The organism is Bacillus sp. FSL K6-6540, assembly GCF_038007545.1.
In genome coordinates this window covers 1,121,105-1,138,187 of the sequence record NZ_JBBOXH010000001.1, presented here as the reverse complement: position 1 = coordinate 1,138,187, position 17,083 = coordinate 1,121,105, and the positions used below count along the sequence as shown (strand labels likewise).

Annotated in this window: 12 protein-coding genes; 1 reads left to right on the top strand and 11 read right to left on the bottom strand. The window is 52.9% G+C overall.

Features of this window, described 5'->3' with window-relative positions; translation table 11 throughout:
* Positions 1-35: 35 nt before the first annotated feature.
* The 7 genes from MHH82_RS04920 to MHH82_RS04890 form a co-directional block, all read right to left on the bottom strand.
* Entirely contained in the window at positions 36-1,406 is a 1,371-nt protein-coding gene (locus tag MHH82_RS04920) for an ABC transporter substrate-binding protein (RefSeq protein WP_340963852.1), read from the bottom strand.
* A 150-nt stretch (positions 1,407-1,556) separates the two neighbouring features.
* Positions 1,557-2,396 carry a carbohydrate ABC transporter permease gene (locus MHH82_RS04915; protein WP_340963850.1) on the bottom strand — a complete coding sequence of 280 codons (840 nt, stop codon included), beginning with the start codon at positions 2,394-2,396 and terminating at the stop codon, positions 1,557-1,559.
* A 15-nt stretch (positions 2,397-2,411) separates the two neighbouring features.
* The gene (locus tag MHH82_RS04910; protein ID WP_036661923.1) at positions 2,412-3,359 is read right to left on the bottom strand and encodes a carbohydrate ABC transporter permease; all 948 of its coding nucleotides are present in this window, start codon (positions 3,357-3,359) and stop codon (positions 2,412-2,414) included.
* A 140-nt stretch (positions 3,360-3,499) separates the two neighbouring features.
* Positions 3,500-4,114 (bottom strand): alpha/beta hydrolase, encoded by a 615-nt coding sequence (locus MHH82_RS04905; RefSeq protein ID WP_251499901.1) that lies wholly within the window; start codon positions 4,112-4,114, stop codon positions 3,500-3,502.
* Positions 4,115-4,628: 514 nt separating this feature from the next.
* Positions 4,629-5,336: a PIG-L deacetylase family protein gene (locus MHH82_RS04900; protein ID WP_009592358.1), complete on the bottom strand. Its 708-nt coding sequence runs from the start codon at positions 5,334-5,336 to the stop codon at positions 4,629-4,631.
* Between the two features lie 39 nt (positions 5,337-5,375).
* A complete protein-coding gene (locus MHH82_RS04895) occupies positions 5,376-6,332 on the bottom strand; it encodes a GNAT family N-acetyltransferase (protein ID WP_036661929.1) in 957 nt (318 codons plus the stop codon).
* Positions 6,333-6,652: 320 nt separating this feature from the next.
* Positions 6,653-7,798: a serine hydrolase domain-containing protein gene (locus MHH82_RS04890; RefSeq protein ID WP_036661931.1), complete on the bottom strand. Its 1,146-nt coding sequence runs from the start codon at positions 7,796-7,798 to the stop codon at positions 6,653-6,655.
* Positions 7,799-8,236: 438 nt separating this feature from the next.
* Between MHH82_RS04890 and MHH82_RS04885 the strand changes: the two genes are divergently transcribed.
* Positions 8,237-10,378 (top strand): alpha-amylase family glycosyl hydrolase, encoded by a 2,142-nt coding sequence (locus MHH82_RS04885; RefSeq protein WP_340963838.1) that lies wholly within the window; start codon positions 8,237-8,239, stop codon positions 10,376-10,378.
* A gap of 504 nt (positions 10,379-10,882) precedes the next feature.
* On the opposite strand, the gene MHH82_RS04880 is transcribed toward MHH82_RS04885, so the two are convergent.
* The 4 genes from MHH82_RS04880 to MHH82_RS04865 form a co-directional block, all read right to left on the bottom strand.
* Positions 10,883-12,919 carry a methyl-accepting chemotaxis protein gene (locus MHH82_RS04880; RefSeq protein WP_340963836.1) on the bottom strand — a complete coding sequence of 679 codons (2,037 nt, stop codon included), beginning with the start codon at positions 12,917-12,919 and terminating at the stop codon, positions 10,883-10,885.
* Positions 12,920-13,054: 135 nt separating this feature from the next.
* Positions 13,055-13,897, bottom strand: coding sequence for a sugar ABC transporter permease (locus MHH82_RS04875; RefSeq protein ID WP_009592355.1), 843 nt, complete (start codon positions 13,895-13,897; stop codon positions 13,055-13,057).
* On the bottom strand, positions 13,897-15,210 hold the full coding sequence (locus tag MHH82_RS04870; protein ID WP_009592315.1) for a sugar ABC transporter permease: 1,314 nt from the start codon (positions 15,208-15,210) through the stop codon (positions 13,897-13,899). Before MHH82_RS04870 ends, MHH82_RS04875 begins: the two co-directional genes overlap by 1 nt.
* Before the next feature lie 97 nt (positions 15,211-15,307).
* Complete coding sequence (locus MHH82_RS04865; RefSeq protein WP_009592303.1) at positions 15,308-16,618, bottom strand: sugar ABC transporter substrate-binding protein; 1,311 nt, start codon at positions 16,616-16,618, stop codon at positions 15,308-15,310.
* Positions 16,619-17,083 lie beyond the last annotated feature (465 nt).

Genomic DNA, 17,083 nt, shown 5'->3' with positions numbered 1-17,083 from the left:
AGTTCCGTCCCGATTTTTTTGTCTATTATACCAGATCATTTTTTGTTGGATTCTATAATTTTGTTCACTCGCTCCTGCGAATTCGCAATGGTCTGATCAATATCCTGATTGCCCAGAATCAGTTTCTCGTATTCCTCGTTCACCGCCTCGTACACTTCCGCCTGATAAGGCGCCGGCGGCACGATGGCCGAGGCCTTCGAGGCAACCAATGTGTCCACGAGCGATTTTTTGTCTACCTTCTCCGGACTTTTCGTGGCCGAAAGAATGGTGTCGATGATCTCTTCCACCTGCTCGGTTTTCACCTGCTGCCAGGCCGGAATGTTCTTGCCCTGCACGATCTGCCCTTCCGTTGTGTACCAGCGGACGAATTTATAAGCCTCTTCCTTATGCTTGGACTTGGCAGCCACCGCCACGTAATCCGTGGTGACCGGCGTAAGTCCCGTCGGATCGCCTGCCTCGTTTTTCGGGAATGGGGCTACGGCGACATTGAAGTCCAGCGGCACTTTATCCGTTCCGCCGATCTCCGTGTTCATCCAGCTGCCGATCGTGATCATGCTCGCGGATTGATTGAAGAATTGGGTCCGGTAATTCAGCTTCTGGGAGATCATGTCCGTATAAGGCACCGAGGATTGGTCCTCCTTCTCCATCCGCACGCGCAGCTCCAGCGTCTGCCTGAAGGTCGGGTTATCCAGATTGGAAGAGCCGTCAGCCTTCAAATAGTCGGTATCCTGAGGCTGATTGGCCATCATCAGCTTCAGAAATTCCAGCCATCCGCCCCCTTGCGGACCGTGGAAGTACGTCCCGTAGCGCTTCGACGCTCCTTCGCCCTGGGTCAATTTTTTGGCATAATCCGCATATTCGTCCCAGGTCCAGTCCGTCGGAACCGACAGCCCCGCTTCCTCCAGGTGATCCTTGTTCAGCAGCACATACCATGGGTTAAACTTGCCGGGCAGCGCATAGACCTTGCCGTCGAGGCGGGTATCCACTTTATAATCCGTTTCCACGCTGTAGCCGTCCTTCGCGATAAAGTCGTCCAGCGGCTCGGCCATGCCGAGCGCCACCCGCTGCGCATAACCCGCCGGATCGCTGAACATCAGGATGTCCATCTGGGCCGAGGATGCCGCCTCCAGGTCAAGCTTCTTGAATGCCTCCTGCGTATCCCCCTTCTCGCTGAGCTGGACCAGCTCAATGGTCACGCCCGGCGTTGCCTCTTCATAGGCTTGGATCGTATTCTTCCAATTGTAAGCTTCCTCCGTGCCATAGGTGTACAGCCTCAGATTGGTCTTGCCCCCGCCTTGCGCGGAATCACCTTGCGCCGCATTCTCTTTCGCTCCGCCGCAGCCGGACAGCAAGCCGATCACCATCGCGGCCGCGAGAACGCCTGACCACCATTTCTTGTTCATCATTGTCTATAACCCTCCCCATTGATATCGGTATGTAAGGTCGTGACGATTCTAGCTGTGACTATCCACATTATATAGAGCGCTTACATCATAACCATAAAACAATCTTTACTGATGTTGGAACTATTTTTACCCCGTTCATTCCCGAGATCCCTAGCTCTTGACCCCGCCCAGCGCAATGCCTTCGATGACGCTCTTCTGGCCGATGATAAAAACGATCAGCAGCGGGAATATCGCCGACACGGCTGCCGCCATGATCAGGGAATAGAATTCTCCGCTCAAGGACGTGAATTTCTGCATCGCCAGCGGAATCGTGAACAGCCGGTCCGTCCGCAGGAAGATGAGCGGATTCTGATAATCGTTCCACGTCCAGATGAACCGCAGGATCGCATACGTGGCAACAGCGGGTTTCACCAGCGGCAGCGCAATCGACCAGAAGATCCGCGGATGGTTTGCGCCGTCGATTTTGGCGGATTCGATGAATTCCTGATGCACCCCCATGAAGAATTGCCTGAGCATGAACGTTCCCAGCACGCTGAAGCTTCCCAGCATAATGAGGCCGAAATGGTTGTCGAACAGCCCGATGTTGCGGTACAGAATAAACTGCGGGATTAGAATAGCCTGGCCCGGAATCATGTAGGTCACCAGCACGATGATGAACAGCCAATTGCCGGCGGCAAACCGGATTTTGGAGAAGCCGTAGGCCGCCAGGGCGGATACCATGGCCGAGATGATCGTGGTCAGTATGCTGACCTTGATCGAGTTCCAATAATAGAGATAGAAGGGATAATCCCCGAACCATACCTCCTTGTAATTCTGAATCGCGTTCCACTCCCGCGGAATCCATTGAATCGGATATACGAATACGTCACGCTCCACCTTAAAGGATGTCACCAGCATCCAGATAAAAGGAAGGAGAAACAGAATGCTCACCGCGAACATCGCGATCGTGACGATAAGCTTGCGCCAGTCGACGCCGACTCTTGTCCCCATATAGCACCCTCCCTCTTAGTAGTTGACCCACTTCTTCTGAGCGGCCCACTGCCCCAGCGTGATCAGCATGACAAAGCCGAACAGAACCGCGGCAATGGACGATGCGTAACCGACCTTCAGGTTGACGAATGCCGTATCGTACAAATACCACACCATCATGGTCGTCGAGCCGATCGGTCCCCCTTGCGTCATGACGGCAATGATATCAAAGACCTTGAACGTGGAGATAATCCCCGTTACCAGCAGGAAAAATGACGTCGGCGACAGCAGGGGCAGCGTAATGCGCCTGAACTTGGTCCAGCCGTTGGCTCCATCGATGTCCGCCGCCTCGTACAGATCCTTCGGAATGGATTGCAGGCCGGCGATATAAATAATCAGATTGAAGCCGATGGAGATCCAGATCGATATCAGCATGATGGAAATCAGCGCGAAATTGGGATCCGCGATCCACTTGGGCGGATCGGACATCCCGAGCGTCCGGAGTATTTCGTTGATCGGACCGTAGGACGGCTGGAACAGTACCTGCCATACGACGGCTACTGCCACGATGTTGGATATGTAGGGCATGAAGTAAGCCACTTTAAAATAGCCCTTCATATAGACAAACCGGTCGATCAAAATGGCCAGCGTCATCGAGATCATCATGTAGACCGGAACCGTCAGGAGAAACAAGATGTTGTTGCGTACCGACTTGATAAACATGTCATCCTCCAGCAGCTGGCGGAAATTCTGAAACCCGACCCACTGGATGCCGTCCCAGCCCTGCACGAAATTCCAATCAGCAAAACCCAGCACGAGCGTAGCCAATATCGGAAACAGCACCAAAATGATAACGCCGATCAGCATCGGGCTTACGAATGCGATCCCCCATAGGTTCTCTCCCCGCTGCAAGGATCCCCTGGACTTGTCCTCCCGAGTCGGCTGGGCGCCAGGCTTCTTCATCGTCTCCATTGTCTGTGCCATGTCGGACCCCCTCGATTCTTATTCGATGGGTTAAGTATAAAAAAAATACCGCCAACGTATTGACGGTATTTTGATCATATTCGCTTTCATTTTTACTTGATTAGACAGGGAACGCATCATGGATCTTGGCATGCCCGGTATTACAGGAACTTCTCCTTAAACCAGGCAGCGGCCATCCCGACCTCTGCACGGCTGAGCTGATGTCCCCCGTTCTCCCAATGCAGCTTCACGTCCGCGCCTGCCCCGCTCAATAGTTCGTTCAGATCCTCGCTCTCCTGCGGCGTGCACATCGGATCGCGCCGGCCGGCCGCGATAAAGACCGGAACGCCGGTCAAATCCGGCAAGGTTTTATCCCGCAGCGGAACCATCGGATGGTGGAGAATGGCCCCTTGCAGCGCGTCCCCTTCGTGGAACAGCAGGCTTGCGGCAATATTGGCGCCGTTCGAATAACCAACCGCTACGATACGGCTGCGGTCAAAACTGTACTCGGCAGCTGCCCAATTCAGGAATTCATTCAGATCCTGCGTGCGTTTCACGAGATCTTCTACGTCGAATACGCCTTCAGCGAGACGACGGAAAAATCTTGGCATACCGTTCTCCAGTACATTTCCGCGGACGCCGAGCACATTCGATGCGGGCGAGACCATCTCGGCCAGCGGCAGCAAATCCTCCTCATTCCCCCCGGTACCGTGCAGCAATAGTAAGGTTGGTGCCTCGGAAGAAGTTCCCTGGCGGTAAATATGCGTATGTTCCATTTATATTGTCTCCTTTCGATTGGTTATATGGTTCAATTTCGAATCCGTTTGACACCATTAATGTTAGTTAGAATACCCTGGAATAGCTCAATAGGACCAAAGGCTGCCCTAAAAATCACATCATAAACTAGGCGGGAACCCCATCATAGGCTGCCCTGAAACCTGCCTAAATATCTTTAATTTAAGATTCTTTAAATACATCATACCATGGATTTTGAAAAATGCAACAGCTGCCCTTCCGTCTCGCCTTCCCGCCAGAGCTGCATTCGGAAACGCTATGTCCCCATTCTTCGCAATTCTTGACGAACGAAACGAAAAGAGAGGAAGCCTCCACTATGGAAGACTTCCTCTCCTGTTTGTATTCTCTATATATGATTCCGTACGTGTTCCCCCGTAACATCACTCATTATATCAAAAGATAGGTATAATGTCAGTGGATGTTTTGGTATTTCTCACAATTTTTTTGTGAGAATGTTAGCGATTATTCCAGTTGATTGGATGAAAAACCATATATTTAGAAAAATTGTAACCGTTTGGTCAACGCGCCTCTCGGAACAGCGAAGGCCTGCGCGCGCTTGAAGTTCATTGGCGCTCCCCGTACGATCGTGAGCGCCTTGTAGTATTCAATGAACGGGAAGCCGTAGGTTTCCCCGCGCGCATAAGCGTACACGTTCATGGCTCTCACCCACGTTTCATAGGCTTCGTCCGGAATGTCGATGAAGACCTCGGGATGAAAATCGTACGGATCCTCCCAATTGTCCGCATAGTATAAATGCTGGGCATAGTGGGACGGAAGCTCGCGCTCAATCGTCTTCAAGCCCGCGTAGAAGCGGGCGTCCTCCACGATATAATGCGTATTGGAATGATCCTTATGAATGCTCTCCTTCCAATGCGTAATGATGATATCCGGCTTCACTTCCCGTATGACGTCGGCGACCTGATACTTCACTTCCTCGTCCAGCGGAAGCTCGGCATCCTTGTAAGCAAGGAACCGCACATCCGCGCCGACGATATCGGCAAATTGGTGAGCTTCGTCAATCTTTTGCTTTGCGTATTCCTCCGGCGTCAGACGGGGATGTCCCTTCTCTCCCGGCGTTAGATGAAGAAACGTCGCTTTGTGGCCAGCCTGCGTGTATTTGGCGATCACGGCCCCTGCCGTAAGATCCATGTCGCCCGCATGCCCGCCAATCGCCAAAATGTGATGCTGCTTTGCTTCCGTCAATATAATCTCTCCTTTGTATATCCATGTAGTCGAAGCTATCTATTGAAGCGGCTTGCTCATAATATCGAACCGGCGCGTCACGTCGAAGCCAGCTTTGCGGTACAGATGGCCTGCGGGACTCTGCTCGCCCGTCCAGAGGAACCAGGCACCGTGAAGTCCTTGAGCACGCATAAGGGCAAGGCAGTCATACAAGAGAATTTTTCCGAGACCCTTCCCTTGCATCGACGGATCCACGCCAAACGGACCGAATCGTTCAGCTACGCCCTCATATCCGCCATGCAGGCAGAAGCCCACCAGCTTCCCTTGATCGCGCGCGATCAGAATCTGATCCGTTGTTAATCGCTGCAGCAATCCTTCGCGAATCGCCCGGCCCCAATCCGGGTTAAACACGTCCGTCGCGAACTCGATCAGCTCCACTAGATCGCCGTCCTGAGCCGGCTTGAAAGTAAAGCCTTCATGCTCCCGCTGCCGCTTCAGCTCCGCAACCTCCGGCGGCATATGGAAACCAACCAGGGAGCGGTCCATCGCAACCGCCGTGTAATTGCGGGTAAACCCGCTGGCCGCAAGCCATGCCAAGCCCTCCGGATAGCGCTCCCCATCAATGCCCGGAACGATATAATTCGGGGCATACGAGGAGAAAAAGACTTTGCTGCGCCCATGATGACGAAGATAATCTTCGCCTTCCTGCAGCAACCGCGACGCAACCCCCGATCTTCGAACCGATGGATCGGTATAGAAGAAGGTGATCCAGCCGTGATCCGGGTCCAGCTCGGTGCCGATCATCGGCAATCTCCGGCGCACCGCATACAGGACGCCCACTATGCGGCCCTCCTGCTCCGCGATCCGCAGTCCCTGCGGATCAAAGTTCGGGTCGAGCAGCACCAGATTTCGAAAACGAAGCCGGGTGACGGGATCTCCCGGCAGACAGGCGTTCCACAGAGCCGTTATCCCTTCCTCGTCTCCAGGCCGGTAAGACCTGTAGGTTAAACTCGCCATTGCGTTATCCCTCCTTATAGTCGTAAATCTTGGATCGGCAGCGATTGCCGCTTAACGGCATGCGACCGGTTGATCTCCATTCACCAATCCTCCAGGCTGGACGGAATATCTATGCAGCAGCTACCATAAATGTACCGACATCAGGTGGTGTTGCTTAATGTCCATCCGGCGTTAGCTCGGCTTCGGATTGCTGCCGCTGCGGAATCGAACGACACATATTTTGTACATCGTGCGCACTGCTCTCTATGCAAACGGTACGTCAGTCGGGGCATGCTTGGATGGCTGGACATGGCTGGACAACCATATGCCGTATTCCAGTCTTACCATGACACGGCTCCCTTCAAAGCGTTGTGGACCTGTTCGCGCAGCTGAGCCACGCTGCTGCTTCGCCCCCCATATACGCGGTTGGTCAGCAGAACGACCGCAAGATCAGACTCGGGATCGATCCACAGGCTGGTTCCGGTAAAGCCGGTATGCCCGTAACAGTATGGGCTCATCCAATCTCCCGAGGCGTCCATCTTATCCCCTTTCAGCACCCATCCCAAACCACGGCTCGAGCCCTGAATATGACTCGTATGGGGACGGGTGGCCGTAGCCGCCGCAGCCCGAGATAGGAGCCTCGGTTCGCCGGCTTTCGCCTTCGCAGCTTCCACCGCCGGAACCGCGCCCTGTGCAAGCCACATTCGGGCATACTGCAGCAGGTCCCCTGCCGTGGCAAACAATCCCGCATGGCCGCACACGCCGCCCAAAGCCCGCGCCTTCTCGTCATGGACGATCCCGCACAGATGATCCTGGATGGATTCATCATGCTCCGTTGCGGCATAACGGTGCGCCTGACCCGGCGAAGGAGTCAGCGTTGCGTGATGCATGCCCAGCGGATCCGCCACCCATCGCTTAAACGCTTGGTCCAAGGGCAGTTCGAGCGACCGTTCTATGATGCGACCAAGCGTCAGATATCCCAAGTCGCTGTAAATCACTTCGGTATTCGGCTTGGCTGCAAGCGGCGCTGAAAAAACGGCATCCCACATCTGCTCCCTGTCCCAGCCATGGGAATGCAGGTTCATATCCGCCTGGAGCCCGGAAGTATGCGTCAGCAGCTGGCCTACCGTTATCTCTTCTTTGCCTGCCGTTCCGAATGAAGGCAGCATATCGCTCGCTTTTGTGCTCAAGGTCAGAACTCCATCATCGATCAATTGCAGAATCAACGGGAGCGTGACCGCCACCTTGGTCAAGGATGCACAGTCGTACAACGTATCCTCGCAAACAGGCACAGGCTGGCCCTGCACCGGATTAGGATTGGCATAACCTGCTGTGTAGAACCATGTCCTGCCTTCATGCAGAACGCCCAGTACGGCACCCGGCATCGTACCCGCGGCTATTTCGCGTTCAATGGCAGCACACGCCGCCTTCACTCCCTTGATTCCCAAGCCCAGCTGCTCTGCACCGGCCTTCACATGAGTCTCCACTGAACTTCCCTCCTTTGCTTCCAAGCCTTGAGTTGGATCAACTGAACAACAAACACGCCAGTTTCGCCTGAACTGATCTTCAAATTGTAAACGCTTGCTAAACCTATTATATGGCCTGTAAAATTTTGTTTCAATAATAAATAAGGACTATAAAATTTAATTTCATATCATAAAATATTAATTTCCTTTTATTTGGATATTACATATTGACACCTGAATACGCTTTCATTTACAATATTGTTGAAATCAAACACTCGCATAATTTAAGGGCTATGCATTCCGTCACCGCACACCCGGTATGGAACAACCCCGGTTTCTCTTCAGGAGATGCCGGGGTTTTTTGTTGCCCTATCTTTGGTACAGGAGGTGATTCCCCGCAGCTTCGGTTTGCTCATTGAACCACCCCCCATTCAATAACTGTTACATAGGAGGAATACGATGAAAAAATTCTACAAACTGACAACCGCCCTTGCCCTTAGCTTGTCCCTGGCGCTGAGCTTGCTCGGCCCAGCCCATGCAGCTCCGGATACCTCGGTATCCAACAAGCAAAATTTCAGCACGGATGTCATTTATCAAATCTTTACGGACCGTTTCTCCGACGGCAATGCTGCCAACAACCCGACCGGCCCGGCCTTTGACGGCACCTGCACCAACCTGCGGCTGTACTGCGGCGGCGACTGGCAAGGGATCATCAACAAAATCAACGACGGCTACCTGACCGGCATGGGCGTTACCGCCATCTGGATCTCCCAGCCGGTCGAGAACATCTACAGCGTCATCAACTATTCCGGCGTGAACAACACCGCATACCACGGCTATTGGGCTAGAGACTTCAAAAAAACGAACCCGGCGTATGGCACAATCGCCGACTTCCAGAATCTCATCGCTGCCGCCCATGCCAAGAACATCAAAGTCATCATCGACTTCGCGCCGAACCACACGTCTCCCGCTTCCTCGGACCAGCCGTCGTTCGCGGAGAACGGCAAGCTGTACAACAACGGCACCCTCCTCGGCGGATACACGGGCGATACGCAGAATTTGTTCCATCATAACGGGGGAACCGATTTCTCGACGACAGAGAACGGGATTTACAAAAACCTGTACGATCTTGCCGATCTGAACCACAACAACAGCACGGTGGATACCTACCTGAAGGATGCCATTAAAATGTGGCTTGATCTAGGCATTGACGGCATTCGGATGGATGCGGTAAAACATATGCCTTTCGGCTGGCAGAAGAGCTTCATGGCCACCGTCAACAATTACAAGCCGGTCTTCACCTTCGGCGAATGGTTCCTCGGGGTGAACGAAGTGAGTGCCGAGAACCATAAGTTCGCCAATGAATCCGGCATGAGCCTGCTGGATTTCCGTTTCGCGCAGAAGGTTCGCCAGGTATTCAGGGACAACACCGACAATATGTACGGACTGAAATCCATGCTGGAGGGCTCTGCAGCCGATTACCTCCAGGTGGAGGATCAGGTCACGTTCATCGATAACCATGACATGGAACGTTTCCACAATAACAGCGCCAACCGCCGGAAGCTGGAGCAAGCGCTCGCCTTCACGCTCACTTCCCGCGGCGTGCCAGCCATCTATTATGGAACCGAGCAATACATGTCCGGCGGGAACGATCCCGACAACCGGGCCCGAATTCCTTCTTTCTCTACCTCGACTACGGCTTATCAGGTAATTAAAAAGCTGGCGCCTCTGCGCAAATCCAATCCGGCCATTGCCTATGGAACGACGCAGGAGCGCTGGATCAACAACGACGTGCTGATCTACGAGCGCAAGTTCGGCAACAACGTGGCCGTCATCGCCGTCAACCGCAACGTGAACACGCCGGCTTCCATTACGGGATTGGTAACCTCACTGCCGGCCGGCAGCTACACCGACGTGCTGGGCGGCCTCCTGAACGGTAACAGCCTGACCGTCGGCTCCGGCGGATCCGCTTCCAACTTTACGCTGGCAGCGGGCGGTACGGCCGTATGGCAGTACACCACGGCCGTGACTACGCCAACCATCGGGCACGTAGGACCGATGATGGCTAAACCGGGCGCAACCGTCACCATTGACGGCCGCGGTTTCGGAGCAACCAAAGGCACGGTATACTTTGGCACGACGGCAGTTACCGGCGCTAACATTACGGCTTGGGAAGACACGCAGATCAAAGTGAAAATCCCTGCCGTTGCCGGAGGCATATATAACATCAAAATCACCAACAGCGCCGGTGTTTCAAGCAATGTGCATGACAACTTCGAAGTGCTGACAGGGGATCAAGTCAGCGTGCGCTTTGTGGTGAACAACGCCACCACCGCGCTCGGCCAGAACGTGTACCTGGCAGGCAGCGTAAGCGAGCTCGGCAACTGGGACCCGGCCAAAGCCATCGGTCCGTTGTACAACCAGGTCATCTACCAATACCCAACCTGGTACTATGACGTCAGCGTTCCCGCCGGCAAAACCATCGAATTCAAATTCCTGAAAAAACAGGGCTCGACGGTAACATGGGAAGGCGGCTCGAACCATACCTTTACCGCACCAACGAGCGGCACGGCCACCATTAACGTAAACTGGCAGCCATAAGTACAAGAACATCTAGCTCTTATAGAAGAGCGGCACCTAAACAAAACCAGCTCCGGATATGATCCCGGAGCTGGTTTTTATTCATGCAGTTCATAATTCCAGCAGGCAGTAGCTAGTTACGCAGGAAGCACCTCAACATTTCCTCTGCACTGCATGAGCGATTCCCAAAGGGTGAGCGTGCTCAGCAGGTAGTAACTCACCAAGCGCACGAGGAAACTCAACGGACCCGCGCTAATTTCCAGCCATCCGAGCACCACGCACACCAGCAAAAAAGCCGATGAAGATGTTCCCCTTCATCGGCTTTTTTCCATCCCCCAACTATAGCGTAAATGGTTGTTCGCAAAGCACGACTTAGCGGAGAGGACGAATCGATTCCGGAAAAACGATAGTGGTCGCCTTTGCCCCCGATTTTCTACCGAAAAATCAACGTTCAAAGAAAATTGGGGGCAACAGCGATTGGAGGAACGATACGTACTCGCAGCGTCTCACTATAGAGAAAACCATTTACGTCCTAAACATCACCAAAGACTTACGCAAGCCCTCCGACAGCTCCTCCAATCGCGACGACAGGCCGACCAGCTTCTCGCTCACCTTGAACTGCTCGGACGACATCGAAGCGACCTCCTCCGTGGCGGCGCTGGTTTCCTGGACAATCGAGCTCGCCTCCGAGATGGAGTCGGTCAGCGCCAGCTGGGAATCGATCAGAACCTCCACCGCATGGGTAGACTCGCTGATCTCGGTTAAGAGCGCATCCATCTCGTGACGCACGTTATCAAAGACGCCCTGAGCTTCCTGCACCGAATGCAGCTGCTCGTCAAAGAGCGGCGATGCCGACGTCAAAGCATCCACGGAGCCCTGCACCTCGCGCCGAATGTCCAGAATCATCGCGCCTACGGTCTGGATCGACTCCTTGGAACGATCCGCGAGGCTCCGCACTTCATTGGCAACCACCATGAAGCCGCTGCCTGCCGCTCCGGCGCGGGCCGCTTCAATCGTCGCGTTAATGGACAGCACGTTGGTCTGATGCGTGATCTCCGACATCAGCTCCAATATTTTGTGAATCGATGCGGTATTATCCTTCAGCTTCTCCGCATTCTGGACGATCGCCCGGTTCACCTGGTTAATCCGCGTCGATTTCTCTACCAGGCTGTCCATATGCTGCGCACCTTCCCCCGTTACCCGGAGCACGCGATCCGCCGCGGCCGCAATCACCTGATTCGTATCGGACACCTTGCTCATCCGGACGCCGATGTTCTCGGCCAGCTGGTTCTCGCGTTCGGCCTCCATGGCCAGGCTTCCGCTTCCCTGGGCAATCTGTTCCATGGCGGCCGCGATTTCGCCGGCCGTAAGCGACGTTCCTCTTGAGGCTTCGGCCAATTCCTCGGCCGTAACCAGCACTTCCTTCGCCGACGCATTCGTCTGATCGACCAAAGCGGAGATTTGCCCCATCATCCGGTTGAAGCTCTGACCCAGACGGCCAATCTCATCGGCACGGCGGAATTCCGTCCGCACCCTTAAGTTCCCCTGCTCTCCCTCTTCCATCAGGCTGCACATCTGGTTCAGCGGTCGGCCGACGGTACGCATCATATAGTAGCCGATCAGAACAGCAACCAGAACCGCTGCCACAATGACCGCAAGCGTCACGGCAAGCAATTTGTCAGTGGCCTGCACGAAATCGCTAACGGGAGCAAAGCCGACCATATGCCATGGGGCAGTCTTCAAAGGCGTATATACCACCATCTGCTCGTCGGCGGTATAATAGATCCCCCCTTCCTCGGCGTCTGAAGGAACCGTAATGACGGACGGCAGCATCAGCTGGGCCGGGTCCATGTCGTGCACGATCCGGTTATCCTCGGCCACGATCCGCATCTGTCCGTTATTCCCTATTTTTAGATTCGCCAGCACCTCGCCGACCGCCTCATCCTTGACATCCATCAGCAGGACGTACTGCGCATTCGGATTTTTCAGGTTTTTCAGCAATCTCCCCATCGTCATGGTGGCGGTATTCTCATTCTCCATAAAACCCTTGATCTCTGTCGGGAACCATACCGGTTCGCCATCGGCCTGAATAATCCGGTCGATCTTCGCCTTCACCCCGTCCGAAGAAGACATTCCGGAATAGCCCGTGGAGTTATAGGAGCTTTGAGCCTGAAGATTGGGCGCGACCAGACGCATGCCCTGCAGACGTTTATCCGAAGATGCCATCCCGTTCAGCTTCTCACGGATCCGGTTCTCGGCCTGGGTTTTGTCCCGAATGCCGATATCCGCCGTGCTGACCGTCACCAGATCTTCGCGAAGCACCGTGTCCAGCGCCCACTGGCGAGAGGCGGCTTCATACTGGGCTAACAGAAAATCCAGCTTGTCCGCCGCCTGCTTCATCTGCCCCGAGGTCGCTTCGGATACCTGATCCATTACCGTGTCCTTGGAGATCGAATACGACAATAACCCCAGCGCCGAAGATAACAGCACGATCGTTGTAAAAAAAATAACAAACAGCTTCATGCCGACCGCCTTGAATTGAAAACGCTTTGTCATGTTCATGTTATGTACCCCCTGATTGCATGCATACATGCAAAAAGACACAGCAAGGCAATTACCGGCTGTGTCTCTTCGCTGTTCTCTCTATCTATGTGTCTTATGATGAAATCGGTGCGTTGGGCTAACCGTTTTTTGGGCTTACCCTTTGCTTGCGCCGGCCGTCATGCCGTCGACCAGCAAACGCTGCAGGAACACAAACAGCAGGGTGATCGGCAGTGCGATCAGCACCGATGCCGCCGCGAACAACGTAAAGTTACTGTCCTGGGTGGAGTTGACGAGGTCCCACAGACCGACGGCAAGCGTCCAGTTTTCCTTGGTCCGGAGCACGAGTCGGGCAAAGATAAAGTCTACCCATGGGCCGACGAACAGCGTCAGGCCCATATACGTGATCATCGGCTTCGACAACGGCAGAATGATTTTACGGAAGATCTGGAAGTTGGTGGCTCCGTCAATCTTCGCCGCTTCATCCAAGCTTCGCGGTATCGTATCCAGGAAGCCCTTCATGATGAGGGTTCCGCCAAGCGGCGCCCCGGCCGCATACACGATGATCATCGCGGCATGCGTATTCAGCAGGTCGAGGGAGTTCAACAGGATATACAGGGCGATCATGCTCATGAAGCCCGGGAACATCCCCAGCACGAGAATGACCGATAGCGCATTCTGACGGCCTTTGAACCGGAAGCGGGATACCGCATAACTAGTAAGCAGGACAAGAATGGTCCCGATAATCATGGAGAACACCGCAATTTTCAACGTGTTCATGTACCATGTGCCAAACAGGAAGCTTTGGGACGTAAACAGCTCTTTATAATGACTGAGCGTGAAGGATTCTGGAATCAAGGATTTGCTGTACAACGACTTTCCGGGACGGAAAGAGGCCAGAACAATCCAGAGCGCCGGGTAAATACAGCCGATCGCGATGATGACAAGCGTGATGTAGCTTGCCGTCAGGCGGATCGCGTTTCTCATTTTAATTCCCATTATTGGATCATATCCTCCTCTTTGAATGATCTGGTACGACGATAATTGTAAATCGAGAAGGTCGCAATAATCATGAAGATGATAATACCGATGGCCGATGCCATGCTGTAACGCTGCTGATCCAGCGTCAGTTTATAGAGCCAGGTGACGAGCAGGTCCGTCGCTCCCGCGTATTGATAGTCGCCCACCACCGGGTTACCGTTCGTCAGGAGGAAAATCAAGTTAAAGTTGTTGATGTTACCGGCAAATTGCGTAATCAGCACCGGTGCCGTCGAGAACAAAATCATCGGCAGGGTAATGATCTTGAACTTCTGGAAGCCGGTCGCTCCATCCACGTCCGCCGCTTCATAGAGATCCTTCGGAATCGTGGTCAGAACGCTCATCACGAGAAGCATGGATACAGGGATACCGACCCACATATTAACGACAATAACGGTCACTTTAGCCCAGACCGGATCGGTCAGCCAAGGCAGTCCTTCCAAACCGAAGTACCTTAAATACTGGTTGATCGGGCCGAACTGTCCGTTAAACATATTACGCATGACAAGCAGCGAGATCAGCTGCGGGATCGCATATGGAATGATCAGGATGACGCGCCATACGCCTTTGAAGCGAATTCCTTTTTGTTGGATAAGCAGCGCCACGAGCACGCCGCCGAAATACGTGGTAACCGTTGCGAGTACCGCCCAGATGATCGTCCAGGTCAGAACCCCGAAAAAGGTGTGGCTCCACGATTTTAGTGCAACGAGATTGGTAAAGGTTTTGAAGCCAACCCAATCCACCAGGCTTGCAGGCGGCAGATTGTTTGGAGCGGAATAGTTCGTAAACGCCAGCAGGACCATGAAGATGATCGGCATGACCGTAAAAAACAAAATACCGATTGCCGGCAGTGTCAGGAAAGATTGCGCAAATTTCCATTCGAAAATATAGTAAAGGGTCTGTCTGAAATTGTTGGGCGTTACACCCTTTTCCCTTAGTTTTCCAGCGTTATATGCGTTTTTGATATTGGCATAGTAGCCAATAAGAAAGAGCGCAAACATAATTAAGGTGATAAGTCCTTCAATCAGGAGATTGATGGAATGGTCACCCGCTACCATTTGGGTCAAGCCGTTGACTTTTTCTAAATGGCTCCCCTGTTCTCCCAATGTTACCATTCCCCAGATGGCATCACCCAGGTTGTTAATGAAGTAATACAGACTGAATACGCCTACGATAAGTAAAATAACGCCTTTGATCCATTGCCGATTGTAAAGCTGACCCAGACCCATGCAGATGGCTGATAATACGGCCGCTGTGATACGATGTTGACGCATGCTCCCTCCATTCTCCTCTCCGTATAATCGAGGAATCACCCGCCGGTTGTTCGGCGGGTGAACTTCTTCATCTGTCTCGTATTATATAAGAACGCTATTACTCGCCAGCTCCACCACTGTTGAGGTCTTTCACTTGAGTTACAGCTTTATCCAGCGTTTCTTTCACGTCTTTGTTGTTGTCCCAGATCTCAGCCAGCGCAGCGCCTACAGGAGACCATACGTTAGCCATTTCCGGAACGGATGGCATCGGTTGGGAAGATTTGAACTGCTCCGTGAATGCCGATACATACTCGTCGTTCTTGATTTGATCGTCTTCTTGAGCTTCGTTGTTGGTCGGAACCGAACCAACCAATGCGCTCAATTGCAATTGTGCTTCTTTGGACGTTGCGAAGTCGGCGAACAGACGAGCTGCTTGCGGATACTTCGTGAACGAGCTTACGTACCAAGCTTTGATACCGGAGAACGATACGGCAGGCTGACCGCCGATCGTCGGGATTGGAGCAACGCCGAGCTTGTCGCCAAGCGCTTCTTTGTATCCGCCAAGCTCCCATGGTCCGTTAATGTCCATCGCCAGATCGCCGGCCGTGAACAATCCGCGTTTGATATCAGGCGTAATATCGCCGGATTTAACCGGAAGGATTTCCTTAAGGCTTGCATATACTTCCATGCTCTTCACTGCGCCTTCGTTGTTCAAGCCGATATCGTTGACGTCGGCACCGCCGTTACCGAAGATGTATCCACCGTTGGAAGCAAGGAACGGATAAGCGAAGTACAGGTTGCCTGTCTCGAACATGAATCCATACTTGTTCTTGGATTTGTCGGTGAAGGTTTTGCTGAATTCGATAACCTCTTCCATCGTTGTCGGAACTTCTTTTACCAAGTCCTTGTTGTAGTACATCAGGTAAGTTTCCGCAGCGCGAGGGTATCCGTACAGAACGCCGTCATAGCTTACGCCTTGGATGGCAGCTTCCGTGTTGTTGCTTTTCGTTTTTTCTTCATAAAAATCGTTAGGCAGAACCAGGTTTGTCGCTACGGCTTTACCCAGGTTATCGTGAGGGAACAGTACGACGTCGGCAGCCAAGCCGGATGGTCCGTCTTGCGCAAGCTTGGTTACTTGATCAGTTGGGGACAATTCTTCAATGGTCACTTCAACGCCGTATTTCTCGGTAAATTCTTTGGCGACCGCATCGGTGTAAGCTCTTTCGTCCCGGCTTTCCCATACGACCAATTTCGCGCCTTCTTCTGGCTTAAGTTCCTGTGTCTCTGTATTTTCGGCCGGCGTTTCCTGTGCTGGCGGAGTCTCAGCAGGTGCCTCCGTAGCTGGAGCGGCCGTATTTCCTCCGCACGCTGTAATGGAGAACGCCAACGTGAAGGTTGCAGCTAGCGTAAGTAACTTCTTCATCTTCATTCCATGATTACCCCTCTCAATAAATGATCAGAAAATGTTGGAAATCTGCGCAAACGATTTCAGAAAATTTTCAGCGTCTCTTTTTCTATGTAGCATCTGGCGAGATACTTAGGAAAAATCTCGTTGAGAAAGCGCTTCATTCACTGAAAACATCATACAACATTTAATATCGAATGTAAAAACGTTTGCACAGATCATTTTTCCCCGTTTTAGGCATATAATCTTCTATTACCTTCGGTATTCACTGTATTTCGTAAGTTATCATAAAAATAGTTGTGCAGATACTGTGCAATCCGGTCATTCTGCACGTTATTTGAGACAAGAAGCCATCATAAATGCCTGCTTGTTGAACAAACGTTTGCACAATAGTGGGAAATAGAAACAGATGTGCCCGGGTCTGCCATGAGCGGATCTTGCCTCTAAGCTTGGCTTCCCCATGCATTTCCGATAACAGCAAGAAAGGAC